This is a genomic window from Clostridium sp. KLE 1755 (assembly GCF_000466465.2).
Classification (GTDB): Bacteria; Bacillota; Clostridia; order Lachnospirales; family Lachnospiraceae; genus Eisenbergiella; species Eisenbergiella porci.
The window spans coordinates 36,602-48,792 of the sequence record NZ_KE992743.1 but is presented as its reverse complement, the minus strand read 5'-3'; the positions used below and the strand labels follow the sequence as shown (position 1 = coordinate 48,792).

Below are 12,191 nucleotides of genomic sequence, written 5' to 3'. Positions count from 1 at the left end.
CGTGATACACAGTTTATTTGACACACCCAAAGCACATCACATCTCCTTCCTGGCCTGGGTGACTTCAAATAAGCTGGAGCTTCTGAAGCTGTATCCGGAACAGAATGCGGAAGGACGCTTCCGGCTGAGGGGACATGGGCTCCTGTATCTTTACTGCAATAAACACGGTTTGATGAAAAGGAAACTCTGAACGGGGCGGCGCATGATGCGTCGCCCCGTTCTTTTCCAGCAATCCTGATAATTCTTTTTTACGCTTCATCACTTTCCGGTACAAATTCCAAATGCTCCAGTGCATAACGCAAAGCCATACGCATGAATTCATTTCCGGAACGAGCACTTTTCACAGAAAACTTATCAAACTCTTCCTCGTCTTTTCATTACTTTTTAAACAGCTTCACCAGCCTCTGCCAGAAGGTAAGCGGCTCTTCTACAGTCTCTGCCTTCTCTTTCTCAGGCAGTTTGATGCCTTCTGTTTTCATCACGAACTGTACCAGGCCGATGTTCGTATTTTTATCGGAAACAAAGGACAATGGCGTAAAATCGCTTCCTGCAAAATCATTCACCACTTTGTCTATTTCATCATCAATCTGTGTATCAATATCTGAGGTTTTATCCTTGAACTCATCCGTCCCTTCCTTCAGCTCCTTTACACCATCCGCCAGATCCTGCGTGCCGGTGAGAAAATCTCCTGTACCGTCCGCAAGCTGGCTGGTCCCGTCTTTCAGATCATCGGCAGCATCGGTCAGCTCCTTTGCACCGTCCGCCAGGCCGGATACGCCATCCGCCAGATCCCTGGTACCATCCGCAAGCTCTTTTCCGCCATCATTCAATTCGGTCACTCCCGACTGCAGCTGGCTGGTGCCGTCCGCGAGCTGGCCGATGCCGTCAGAAAGAGCCTTGGCACCGTCTGCCAGAGCAGCCACGCCGTCCGCCAGAGCGGAGGAGCCTGCGGTAAGCTGGCCCAGTTGTTCTTTTGTGGCCGGATTATTGAGCTTCTCATTTAGAGTATCCATTACCTGGTATGCGCCCAGAAGCTGATCCACACCTGATCTTGCCTTTAGTATTTGGGGAATCATTTTCTTAATATCAGAAATACCGAATCCCGGAATTGATGACGCCTGCATCACCCTTCCTTCATAATGCGGTTCCTGCAAGGAACGAGTTTTCGAATAGTTAAGCGTTACCAGAGAATAAGCGCTTTTTCTTATGGCAAATGATGTATCCGTAATTTCTTCCGCCGGCTGTTCCGCCGTTGTTCTCCCGGAAGTTTGTTTATCCACTATCTGCTTAGATGAGCCTTCTGCTTCTCCTGTTTGGGCCTCTTCTTCCTTGGATTCTTCTGTCCCCACTTCTTCTGTCTTTGATTCTTCTGTTCTAGATTCTTCCGTTTTAGATTCTTCTGATTTGGATTCTTCTGTTCCACCTTCTTCAGAATTGGTTTCTCCTGTTGCCGTTTCTTCCTCCGAACCTGTTTCCTCTTGAGTTTCTTCTGTTACTCCTTCTGTCTCTTCCTGAGTTTCCGTTTCTTCCTCTTCCATTTCTGGTATGCTGTTTCCTGATATCGAATTAAAATCCTTTTTCTTTTCATCCTGAGTCTTTGTACTTGAATTCTCAGTATTGTCCGGTATCATTTCTATTACCAGATTTATCATTGAATCCAGCCGCTCAGAAAAATCCAATAACCGCTCATGTGCCGTATCACCTTCGGGTCTGAGCATCCTTTCAACATAATTCTGGAATATCGAAGGCACATTATCTTTTATTTCCTTGATAATTTTTTCTATTACTCCGTCCGCCTGGCCGTCCAGCTCCGTCGTATCCCCCATGCTCCCAATCATCCCGACAAAGGTACTGATCCCTTCACTCAGCTGCCCTGCACCGCTCTTCAGCTTATCCGCGCCTTCCGCCAGCTTCTTCGCCCCGGCCGCCGCGCCTTCGTCGCCGCTGTAGCCTCCGGCCAGCTTATCCACGCCCTCCTTCAGGGAACTGATACCGTCAGACAGCTGGGTGGCTCCATCGGACAGATCATCGGTTCCGTCCTTCAGTGTATCAATGCCATCCCCCAGGGAATGGGCGCCGTCGGAATAGCTTTCAATGCCCTCCTTCAGGCTGTTTGCCCCGTCATGCAGATCCGAAGCGCCGTCTTTTAACGCGCCCGCGCCGTCATACAGCTCGGCTGCGCCGTCGGAGAATTCATCCGCCGCATCCTTGATATCCCCCGTTTTCTCGGTGAGGCTGTCCATGGAGAGACTGTCCCTGTCCAGATCAAAGGACATGGGCACACCCTGAAAGCTGATGGGATCCATGGTGAAATCCAGCACATCCGCCGTAATTACAATATCTTTTTCCTGTCCCGCCATAATATTGTACACCAGCTGCTTGGAAGCTCCCACATTGCCCACAGTTGCCCCGGCGGCCTGCAGACGGCTGCATTTATCCATATCCATGGTCACGGTCGCCTGAAGAAGGTAATTCTCAAAAAAGTCTTCCTCCACCTGATCGTTTTTTCCGATGTGAATGGTAATTTTAAGAGAGCCGTTCTGTCCGGCCAGCTCATCGGCGTCCATTTCCTTACCATCCAGATAATAATGAATAGAAATCTCCCAGGGAAGCTCCTTTGTCTTCAGATTCCCCTGATAGAAAAATTTTCCTTCCGGCGCTGCGGTGGTAATGGTATCCCCTTTTTTATTAATTTCCGCATCCGTGGTAAGGTTTTTAACCGAATCGTATTTTCCGTAATCCACGATATCCGTTTCCTTATCCAGAAGGTAAGCGTTAACCACATATATACCGTCCACGCTTCCGTCCTGGTTAAGATTTGCATACACATTTTCATCCTTCTGTGTATTCGGAACCGCTGCCGACGCAGAAATACCGCTGCCAAGCACCATTGCCGCCGACAGGATATATGCTGTAATTTTTACGGCCATGCCATGCTGTTTTTTTCTCATATACACTCCTATCTGTGCGCCCGGCGCACATTCTTTCCAGCTGTTTTGCGCAGCAGGCAGTCCCCCGGCGCGCAGCTGCGATACTTTCTTTCGTTCCTTCCGCTCAATCCTTCTTTTCAGGCTCAGCCCTGTAAAATCTACAGTGCAGCGTTGTTTTCCTGATAACGCCGTCAAACAGGATCAGCAGCGTGGGCAACACGAAAATAACCAGCACAAACGACAGAGCCGCCCCCCGTCCGATCAGGATTCCCAACTGGCTTAAAACGCCGTTGGTGGAAACCTTTCCCAGGATTACCCCGGCCAGCGTCAGCACCGCCGCCGAGGTCAGTATGGAAACCGTGCAGACACGCAACGTTTCCCTTGCGGCTTCCTTCCCGGGCATTACCCTGCGGAATTCCATATATCTGTCGGAAAACAGGATGGCATAGTCAATGGTCGCCCCCAGCTGTACCGTGCTGATGATCAGATAGCCTATATAGAACAGGGTCTGCCCCTGAAAATACGGGATTCCCAGATTAATCCAGATTGAGGATTCAATCACCAGGGTCAGGATTACCGGCAGGGTCAGGGACTTGAAATTCACGAGCAGAATAAGGAAAACAAAGGCAATGGCCAGGAAGTTCACTCTTGCATTATCCTGGGTAATGGTTGTTTTCAGATCCTCTGTGCTTACCAGATTCCCTGCATATTGTATTTTATCTCCATAATATTTCTCACCGATGTTGCGGATGTCATTTATTTTTTCATACCAGTCCGCATCCTTTTCCGCCGCCTCCAGCGTGATGACAAACCGGCTGTAATGGGCCGAGTACAGCTTGGATACCGTTTCTGTGGGAAGGAATGAATCCGGGATTGTATTACCCACCGAATTCACGTAGGAAACCACGCTGGTTACGTAGTCCAGCTTTTTCAGTTCCTCATTCATGGAGATTTCCTTCTCCATATCCCCTTTGGGAACCATAAGCACCACCGGATTGGAGGGGCCGTACATGCTGTTGATGGCCTGCATATCCCTTCCCATCTGCGTAGCCTCCGTGCTGTACACCTCGCTTCCGCCGTAAAAAAAGTCGTTGTTCTGCTGTCCCAGGAAAGAGGCGGGAAGCAGCAGCACAATCAGCGCCAGCACAGGAAAACGTATTTTCATGACAACCGCGGCAAATTTATCAAACTTCGGCACAAAGCTGCGGTGCTGTGTCCTGTCTATCAGACGGTAGGTGACAATCGCCAGGGCGGGCAGAAAACAGAGCACGCTCAGCAGGCTGAAGGCGATGGCCTTGGACATCACCCAGCCCATATCCGGCCCGATTTTAAACCGCATGAGCACCAGGGCCAGGAAGCCTGTAACTGTGGTAAGCCCGCTGGAAAGGATGCTTCCCACGGACTGCTGTACCGCTTCCGTCATGGCCTTCTCCACCGGCAGGCCGCCGCTCCGGTTTTCAGCAAAACGGTGCAGAAGGAAGATGGAATAATCCATGGACACCGCCAGCTGCAGCACACTTCCGGCAGCGTTTGTCACAAAGGAAATGGTGCCGAACATCAGATTGGTTCCCCGGTTCAGCAGAATAGCCACGCCTATGGTAATCATAAACAGCACCGGCTCAAACCAGGAATCCGTCGTCAGTATGAGTATCAGAAAAATGATGGGGACGGCCAGCAGCATGATCTGCTGTACCTCCCTGGAGGTGTTCACAGGCGCAAGCACGGAGGTCACTGCCGAGCCCTCCATACAGTTTTCCCCGCCGATAATCTGCCGTACCGCAGGGATTACGCTTTCTCCCTTCGCTTCATCCACGGTAACGCTGAACAGGGCGTTTCCGTCCTTGTACCAGTCGTCTGTAATCTTTTGCTCCACTGTTTCCAGAGGCTCATAAATATCTGCGGCATCATCCAGCCAGTTGATTTCCTCCACGCCGTCTACAGCGGCAATTTGTGCCTTGACAGCCAGCGCCTGGGGAATGGTAACATCATAAACAAGCACGCGCATATTCGGGACGGACTGGCTGTATTCGTCCTCCATCACCTCCAGCGCCCTGGTGGAGGCGGACTTATCGGGCAGGTAATCTGCGAAATCATAATTTACACCCACCAGGCCGGAAAGGACGGCACACAGGAGGGCTCCTAAAACGAATACACCGATAATCAGTTTTTTATGTCTCAGCAGGAATTGGGTATACCGTTCCATTTTTTGCTCCCATCTGCCCGCGTTGGCGGGCATGTATTTAAGCGATATACAAATCAGGCCGCCGGAAGCGCTCTTCCTTCAGCTTCTTTTTTATTCAACTCTATTTTATTAATCAACAGCTGTTGATTTTCTTATTTTTATAAATTATAGTAATTTAAGGGGATAAATTCAATAGTCAGTGTTTTTCTTCGTGTTTGATAATGAACACTTTCGCATTTTGTGTTAATTTTTTATAATCTTTTAAGATTTGCGCCTGCGGGCATGGTTTTGGGAAAAGGAGGGGTTTTATGAAAATGGAAAAGGTTGACCGCCGGGTCCGGAAAACAAAAGCGCGGCTGACAGAGGTCCTGCTGACGCTTATGAAGGAAAAAGAGGTCAAGGATATTTCCGTAAAGGAGCTTTCCGATCTTGCGGATATCAACCGGGGCACCTTTTACCTGCATTACAGGGACGTTTACGACATGCTGGACTCCGTGGAGGACGAGTTGTTCTGCCAGTTCAGCGAAATCCTGAACCGGGATTTCACCGCCATACAGGAGGACAGTCTCTACAGCGTCCTGGAAGACGTATTTTCATTCCTTTATGAAAATATGCAGGCCGGCCAGGTGCTCATGGGCGCCCATGGCGATCTGGCTTTCATCAACCGTATGAAGGGTCTGGTCAAGGAACGTATTCTCCAGGTATGGAACCGGAGCAGCCAGCCCTCACAGGCCTTTGATTACTACTATTCCTTCCTCGTATCGGGCTGCATCGGCCTGATTGAAGCCTGGCTGAACAAGGATGCGCCGGAGCCCCCGAAGCAGATTGCGGCACTGGCAGGCGACATGATTAAACGGGGCCTTGTCACTCCCATTTTTTGAAAAAAAACCAGCCTCTCTCCGGCAGAATACCGTTTTCCCGTAAAAAGACAAAAAGCTTCCTGCCCGGGCAGATAATCCATATCTGCGTCCAGGGCAGTAAGCCTTTCTTAAACCGACAGCCGCCTGCTTCAAACAGGCACTGCATCCGGCTGCTGCTTCTCTTTCCCGGGCTTCTGCCGGCGTATTACACTGGCAGAGAACCATGAAAGGCGGCCTGACCGTCATAGGTTCTGCGTCATAAATGCCTGCATTTCCTGGCACGCCACTTCTTCATCCTCCCCGGAAATCTGTAAGTGAAGCCGGTCTCCATACTGGATATTCATATGGAGGATGCCGAGCAGCTTCTTCAGGTTGCCGCCCTTATCCCCATTCGTGAGTATGATGTCGCTCTCAAAATCTCTCACGAGATGCATCAATACTCCAGCCACACGCGGGTGCAGCCCAACAATTGACTTTACAGTGTAATCAAATTCCCTCATTAGAATGCCCTCCATAATGCCCCTTGTTACACAAACATTATATCATATGCATGCACATTGTACAAGCATCACTGCTGTCCATCGTCAATTTTTTGTTTATTTTTACATTTTTCTTACACTTTCAAAGTTGTATTGTGCATTTTTGTCAGATAGCCGCGATTCTGTCCCGCAGCTCCACCATTTTCTGATCCAGTTCCTCCACAATCTGTGCGTATTCATACAATTCCTGGCCGATCAGCTTCGCTTCTTTCAATCCCCGTTTATAAATCAACTGGTGGTCCAGTCCCGCCCAGAAATCCATGGCCGCCGTGCGCAGCTGTATTTCCGCCCTTCTCCACAGCTCCTCCCCCTGAAAATAAATGGGCACCTCCACAATAAGGTGAAGGCTGCGGTAGCCGGATCTCTTTGGCTCCTGCAGATAGTCCTTTACCTTCACTGTACGCACATCCCGGTGCTGCTCCAGCGCTTTTGCCACAAGATATAAATCATCCATAAAGGAGCATACGGCACGGACACCCACAATGTCGTTGATTTTTTCCTGGGCCATGTCATAGGTTTCTTCATATCCTTTTTTGCGCAGCTTTGCACGGATGCTCTCCGGTGCCTTAATGCGCCCGGAGGTCTGCACAATAATATTCCTGTCGTACTTCATGCTCAGCTCCGCATTGATGATATCCAGCTTGGCGAGCAGCATGCTGATAACGCATCTGCTTTTCACCACAAATTCGTCGCCGGTAAATCTGTTCAGACTTTGTTCCTTCCCGATTTCCGTAGCTGACTTCTCCTTTCATTGCCGCATTTTCCGGCGGCTGCATCTATTTATTTCCGCGGGCAACGAGCCAGGAAGCCATGCCTGCATGGATATTGGGCGGCTGCCGCGAGGGTCAGATAGCCCGTTGCCTGTAACGGGCTATCTGATTTTAACAACTCTTATTGATATGTACTACCGCCCGGCTGTAAATATGATGTATAAAGGATGTAAAGGTATAAAAATTAGTTTTTTTGTGTATCAGGACTACTTAACAAACTAAAAAACGCATGGATATTGCATTTTGGAGGATAGTAATATCGATCCCTTACCATGTTTTGCTGACTATCCAAAATTATATTGCACAGGACATTCTTACCACAAACTTCATTCCCCATAAACACTCCTTTTTATTCCGGTCTTGGTTTATTTGGCTTTGGTTTTCCGTTCTCATCTCTGTTTATGGGCATGGCTTTGAGATGGAATTTGATACATCCGTCAGCGCACGGGATATCCATTTCATACTTTTCCTTTAAGCCTCTGTATGTAAAGTCGCCGCCACATCTGATAACCTCGCACCATGTGTATAACTGTGCCATTGTTTTTGGGCACATCCCGGCAGGGCATTCATACGAAAAGATAAACTTATCCCCTTTTTCTAACCCAAGTCTGCAATGCCCGGCTTTTCCTTCGGTAACTGTTAATTCAAATCCCCAATCCTCGGTAACCCATTTTTGCATAGTTAACCCCCTATTATATAAATTTTCTTCGTTATAAATTCCCTGTTATTTTTTGAGTGGCCTACACAAATTTTGCTTAAAACAATTGTATCATATCTTTTACCGGCTTCCCATTTTATTTCTTATAAAAATAAATAGCCTTATGCCAAAAACAATGTGGGTTTGGGAGTTTTCTGAACAACTTATTTTTAGGAAGTGTGCCTCACTCCTGTGCTTGCTCTTCCAAAAGTTACGTTGAAAAAGACCGGAGAAGGTTTCTTTACCTTCCCCGGCCATTTTCTCCTCTGTTTGCGATTGTGTCAGTCCTCCAGACTGCTTATCATCAGGTTCCTCATTCTGCGTACCACCGAAGTAAGTCCCGCATCCGTTTTCTGCATCATGAACAGCATGGTCATACCTGCCGCCGGATCGTTGGCAAAATAGCAGCCCAGCCAGCCGTCCCAGCCATATTCTCCCACATGGTTCAGTGTTGCCGACTGTCCGGGATCCACCATCACACGCATCAGGTTTCCATAGCTGAAGCCGGGCATGTTGGCAAAATTCCTTCCGAACGCTTCCCTCTGTACCTGAGTGAGCTGCCCTGCCGTCATAAAGCGCACTGTGGCAGGCTGCAGAATCCTTCTTCCGTCCAGCTCCCCTTCGTTTAAAAGCATCTGGGCAAACCGGGCGTAGTCGTCAATGGTGGAAACAAGGCCCGCGCCGCCCGATTCAAAGGCAGGCTGCCTGTCCATGGCATTGATGATTCCAAGATGGTTCTGTGTATATCTTTCCAGCTCTCCCGCAGCATTCAGGCGGTAAGCTGCAGCCAGGCGATCCCTTTTTCCCTCCGGCACGAAGAAGCCGGTATCTTTCATTTCCAGCGGTTCAAAGATATTCTTCTTCAGAAATTCCCCGAAGGTCATGCCGGCAGCCGCTTCCACCACCGCGCCCAGCACATCCGCCGAGGTTCCGTACAGCCAGGAGCTTCCGGGCTGAAACGCCAGCGGGCCTTTGCCCAGCGCCCCTGCTATCTCCGCCGTGGTCATCGCCTGATCTGTAAGAAGCCTTTCATCCACCTGACGGAACAGCTCGGTGACATATGCTCCTGTCAGCCCCGGATTTCCGTTATACATCAGTCCTGAGGTCATGCCCAGCAAATCCTTTACCGTGACCTCCCTGACCGCAGGCACCAGCCTTCCGTTCTCCTCCACCAGCTGTCCGGAAAATTCCGGAAGATATCTGGAAACCGGCTCCGCCAGATCCAGCTGTCCCCTCTCAAACAGCACCATGGCTGCTGCCGCCGTAACAGGCTTGCTCATGGAATACAGCCTGTAAATATGATCCCTGCGGACGGCCTCTCCCTTTTCCCGATCCGCCATACCGGCCTGCAGATAGCAAAGCTCCTCTCCATGCTGTCTGACGAGCAGGCTTCCGCCCGCCAGTTCCTTCGCCGCAACAGCCTCTTCCAGTATCTCCTGCATCCGATTCATCAATTCTGCTTTCATTTCTCTGCATCCTTCCCCTTATATCAATTTATTTCTGTCCTATTTTCTCACAAAACAGGCATAAAGAAAAGACCTGTCTTATGTACACCCATAAAAAATCCCGCTCCGGATTACTGCATATGTCCCGGTCAGATTTCTGTCGGTGCCGCTCCTACGGAACAGGATTCCACAAAACACACCGTCCGCAACACTGTCCGCACGACGCGGCAGTTTTACGGCTTCACTGCAATTTTCATCACATGCTCTTTCTTATTCTCAAATATATCATATGCCTCCATCACCTGATCCAGCGTAAATCTATGGGTTATCAGACAGGTGGTATCAAGGCGTCCCTCCGCAATCAGGCGCAGGATTTCATCACAGGCATTGGCATCCACGCCACCGGTTTTAAAGGTCAGGTTCTTTCCGTACATATCCGGCAGGGGCAGCTGCTGCGCCTCTTCGTACATCGCCACAACGCATACCGTCCCATTAGGCCTTGCGGCCTCCCATGCCATACGGAAGGTATCTTCACCGCCGGCTGCTTCTATCACCACGTCAGCGCCCCTGCCCCCCGTCATGACGCGCACCGCTTCCACTGTATCCTCCTTCAGGGGATTGATTACCCGGTCCGCAAGCTTCCGGCTTCCGGCCAGCTCCAGACGCTCTTCGCTGATGTCCGCACAGATAATTGCCCCCGGCTCATACAGAGCCGCGCACATCAGCGTGCAAAGGCCGGTAGGGCCGGCTCCCAGCACGAGCACCGTATCTCCCTTTTTGATCTCGCTGATTTGGGCCGCCCAGTATCCGGTAGAAAGGATATCGCCGGTAAACAGCGCCTGTTCGTCGCTTACACCCTCCGGAATCAGATTCAGCCCGTTGTCCGCAAAGGGCACTCTCACGTACTCCGCCTGTCCTCCGTCAATCCGGCAGCCCAGCGCCCAGCCGCCGTGTTCATCTGTACAGTTATTGACGAAGCCCCTTTGACAGAAAAAACACTCTCCGCAGAAGGTTTCCACATTGACAGCCACTCTGTCCCCGGGCCTGCATTTCGTTACGGCAGGACCTGTTTCCACCACTTCGCCCACCATTTCATGTCCCACGATGGTTCCCGGCACCGCCCTGGGCACGCTCCCATGCTTGATATGGATATCGCTGGAGCAGATGGAACACAGTGTGATTTTCACAATGGCGTCCTTCGGATCCCGGAGCGACGGACGAGGGCGCTCCTCCAGGCTGAAAACCCCTTTTTCTTTATATACAACCGCCTTCATTTTTCTTATCTTCCTTTCTTCCTTACCTCAGACAGCCCTGCCGGCTTTTCCTGCCCAGACACCGGCAGCCTGGCCGCACAACGCTTATCCTTGCCATATAAAATCAAAAGCATGAAGCAGGCCATCAGCCCAGCCGCTGTCATAGGACGTATTTATCAGGACTGATGTCAGCTATGCCTTCATTCTATCACCGATATCCGATGATTTCCACCTTGAAAACGGCCTGCGGAATAAAATCCGCAGACCGTTTTCACTGTTACCATATTATTTTTTCCGGCCGGTTCATATGCCTTCCGCAAGGCTGAGGCTGTTTAAAATCACCGTCTCCACCTTTTCATCTTCCCTGTAGCCCTTTCTTCTCAGGACCTCATTTACCGCCTCCCTGAAATCCTCCATGGACAGCGTCACCTTTTCCTTGTTCTTCAGTACCAGGACGCAGCTATCCTGAAATTCACAGTTTTCCCCGCAGGAAATGCGGTACAGGTTCTTCCTGTCAATGGCGCCGATGTCTTCCAGCGTCTTTACCATGCGGTACACGGTGGCGATGCCGATGGAAGGATCCTCATGCACTGCCTTATAATAAATTTCCTTACAGCAAGAACATTCATCAGAGAGAATAATATCGATCAGCAGCTTCCTCTGATTGGTAACGCGGAAGCCGTTTCTTTTCAGCTCCTCCAGAATTCTCTCACGGCGGCCTGTTTTCTTCTTATATTGACTGTTATTATGTTTTGTCTGTATCATCCGTTCTACTCCTGTCTGCCCTGTTTTGCCTTATTCTGATTTACACTGCCATGGCAGGAACAGGAATGTGCACAGCCGCTGCAGCCACCGCAGCAGCCCTTTCCCGCCTTCTTATCCCGGATCATCACGCGGATTACCAGCGCAACCGCTATGATAAGGATAAGCGCTGTTATTATGGTTCCCATATTATTAATAAGGAATGTCATATGTTCCATCTCCTTTTTTTCTGTTGAGAATGGTTCTCAATTACCATCTTAAAGTTAGTATAGGCTAACTTAAATCCTTTGTCAAGAACATTCTTCATGGAGTTTCAATGGGTATAAACATTCTACATGGGTTTTCAAAAAGGGCTCCAAATAATTCAGCCCGGCGGCCAGCTTTCATTATGCGGGGCAAACTTCTCTTACACAGGAATACGTCAGATCTGCGGTGCGCCGATATTCCATACCTGTCTGCTGTTCTCTCCCAGGCCTATCATATGATCCGCCAGGCGGCACATCAGCCGGGCTTTTTCCTTCTGTACGCCCGGATCGTCCCAGAGATTATATTTTTCGTGAGGGTCATTGGACAGATCATAAAATTCCCCATAATCCCTGTTCTGATAGTAAATCAGCTTATAATGGCTGTCCCGTATGGCACGGATATCCCTGGCTTCCATATAGATATCCTCCCACAGCTCCTTTCCGTCCCCCTGATAGAACTGGGTCAGGCTGCGGGGCGAAATATTTTCCGGCACCGGCAGGCCTGCCG

The 12,191-nt window shown here is 49.9% G+C and carries 11 protein-coding genes and 1 pseudogene; 2 read left to right on the top strand and 10 right to left on the bottom strand.

The window, feature by feature from the left end; genetic code table 11:
- Positions 1-190 (top strand): annotated as a pseudogene (locus tag HMPREF1548_RS30275) (helix-turn-helix domain-containing protein); the annotation flags it as partial.
- Between the two features lie 187 nt (positions 191-377).
- Here the strand turns inward: HMPREF1548_RS30275 and HMPREF1548_RS21110 are convergent.
- Both HMPREF1548_RS21110 and HMPREF1548_RS21105 read right to left on the bottom strand, forming a co-directional pair.
- Positions 378-2,951, bottom strand: coding sequence for a YhgE/Pip domain-containing protein (locus tag HMPREF1548_RS21110; RefSeq protein WP_021638604.1), 2,574 nt, complete (start codon positions 2,949-2,951; stop codon positions 378-380).
- Between the two features lie 103 nt (positions 2,952-3,054).
- Positions 3,055-5,133, bottom strand: a complete 2,079-nt coding sequence (locus HMPREF1548_RS21105) for an efflux RND transporter permease subunit (RefSeq protein ID WP_035323285.1) — start codon at positions 5,131-5,133, stop codon at positions 3,055-3,057.
- 287 nt (positions 5,134-5,420) lie between these two features.
- On the opposite strand from HMPREF1548_RS21105, the gene HMPREF1548_RS21100 reads away from it, so the two are divergent.
- Complete coding sequence (locus HMPREF1548_RS21100; RefSeq protein ID WP_021638601.1) at positions 5,421-5,993, top strand: TetR/AcrR family transcriptional regulator; 573 nt, start codon at positions 5,421-5,423, stop codon at positions 5,991-5,993.
- 221 nt (positions 5,994-6,214) lie between these two features.
- Here HMPREF1548_RS21100 and HMPREF1548_RS21095 read toward each other — a convergent pair whose 3' ends face one another.
- The 8 genes from HMPREF1548_RS21095 to HMPREF1548_RS21060 all read right to left on the bottom strand — a co-directional run.
- Positions 6,215-6,472 (bottom strand): HPr family phosphocarrier protein, encoded by a 258-nt coding sequence (locus HMPREF1548_RS21095; protein WP_035323279.1) that lies wholly within the window; start codon positions 6,470-6,472, stop codon positions 6,215-6,217.
- Positions 6,473-6,617: 145 nt separating this feature from the next.
- Positions 6,618-7,193 carry a GTP pyrophosphokinase gene (locus HMPREF1548_RS21090; protein WP_025491176.1) on the bottom strand — a complete coding sequence of 192 codons (576 nt, stop codon included), beginning with the start codon at positions 7,191-7,193 and terminating at the stop codon, positions 6,618-6,620.
- Positions 7,194-7,630: 437 nt separating this feature from the next.
- Entirely contained in the window at positions 7,631-7,960 is a 330-nt protein-coding gene (locus HMPREF1548_RS21085; RefSeq protein ID WP_021638596.1) for a TIGR04076 family protein, read from the bottom strand.
- Positions 7,961-8,259: 299 nt separating this feature from the next.
- Positions 8,260-9,444, bottom strand: coding sequence for a serine hydrolase domain-containing protein (locus tag HMPREF1548_RS21080; RefSeq protein WP_021638594.1), 1,185 nt, complete (start codon positions 9,442-9,444; stop codon positions 8,260-8,262).
- 212 nt (positions 9,445-9,656) lie between these two features.
- Entirely contained in the window at positions 9,657-10,697 is a 1,041-nt protein-coding gene (locus tag HMPREF1548_RS21075; RefSeq protein WP_021638593.1) for an alcohol dehydrogenase, read from the bottom strand.
- A gap of 282 nt (positions 10,698-10,979) precedes the next feature.
- Positions 10,980-11,441 carry a transcriptional repressor gene (locus HMPREF1548_RS21070; protein WP_021638590.1) on the bottom strand — a complete coding sequence of 154 codons (462 nt, stop codon included), beginning with the start codon at positions 11,439-11,441 and terminating at the stop codon, positions 10,980-10,982.
- Between the two features lie 5 nt (positions 11,442-11,446).
- The gene (locus HMPREF1548_RS21065) at positions 11,447-11,647 is read right to left on the bottom strand and encodes a FeoB-associated Cys-rich membrane protein (RefSeq protein WP_021638589.1); all 201 of its coding nucleotides are present in this window, start codon (positions 11,645-11,647) and stop codon (positions 11,447-11,449) included.
- Positions 11,648-11,859: 212 nt separating this feature from the next.
- On the bottom strand, positions 11,860-12,191 hold a 332-nt coding region (locus HMPREF1548_RS21060), incomplete at its 5' end, for a sulfatase/phosphatase domain-containing protein (protein WP_021638588.1).

What these genes read in the sequence shown, in the direction of transcription:
- HMPREF1548_RS21100 (WP_021638601.1), top strand. Translation starts at nt 5,421, where the DNA reads ATGAAAATGGAAAAGGTTGACCGCCGGGTCCGGAAAACAAAAGCGCGG.
- HMPREF1548_RS21065 (WP_021638589.1), bottom strand. Translation starts at nt 11,647, where the DNA reads ATGACATTCCTTATTAATAATATGGGAACCATAATAACAGCGCTTATC.
- HMPREF1548_RS21095 (WP_035323279.1), bottom strand. Translation starts at nt 6,472, where the DNA reads ATGAGGGAATTTGATTACACTGTAAAGTCAATTGTTGGGCTGCACCCG.
- HMPREF1548_RS21070 (WP_021638590.1), bottom strand. Translation starts at nt 11,441, where the DNA reads ATGATACAGACAAAACATAATAACAGTCAATATAAGAAGAAAACAGGC.
- HMPREF1548_RS21085 (WP_021638596.1), bottom strand. Translation starts at nt 7,960, where the DNA reads ATGCAAAAATGGGTTACCGAGGATTGGGGATTTGAATTAACAGTTACC.
- HMPREF1548_RS21105 (WP_035323285.1), bottom strand. Translation starts at nt 5,133, where the DNA reads ATGGAACGGTATACCCAATTCCTGCTGAGACATAAAAAACTGATTATC.
- HMPREF1548_RS21080 (WP_021638594.1), bottom strand. Translation starts at nt 9,444, where the DNA reads ATGAAAGCAGAATTGATGAATCGGATGCAGGAGATACTGGAAGAGGCT.
- HMPREF1548_RS21075 (WP_021638593.1), bottom strand. Translation starts at nt 10,697, where the DNA reads ATGAAGGCGGTTGTATATAAAGAAAAAGGGGTTTTCAGCCTGGAGGAG.
- HMPREF1548_RS21110 (WP_021638604.1), bottom strand. Translation starts at nt 2,951, where the DNA reads ATGAGAAAAAAACAGCATGGCATGGCCGTAAAAATTACAGCATATATC.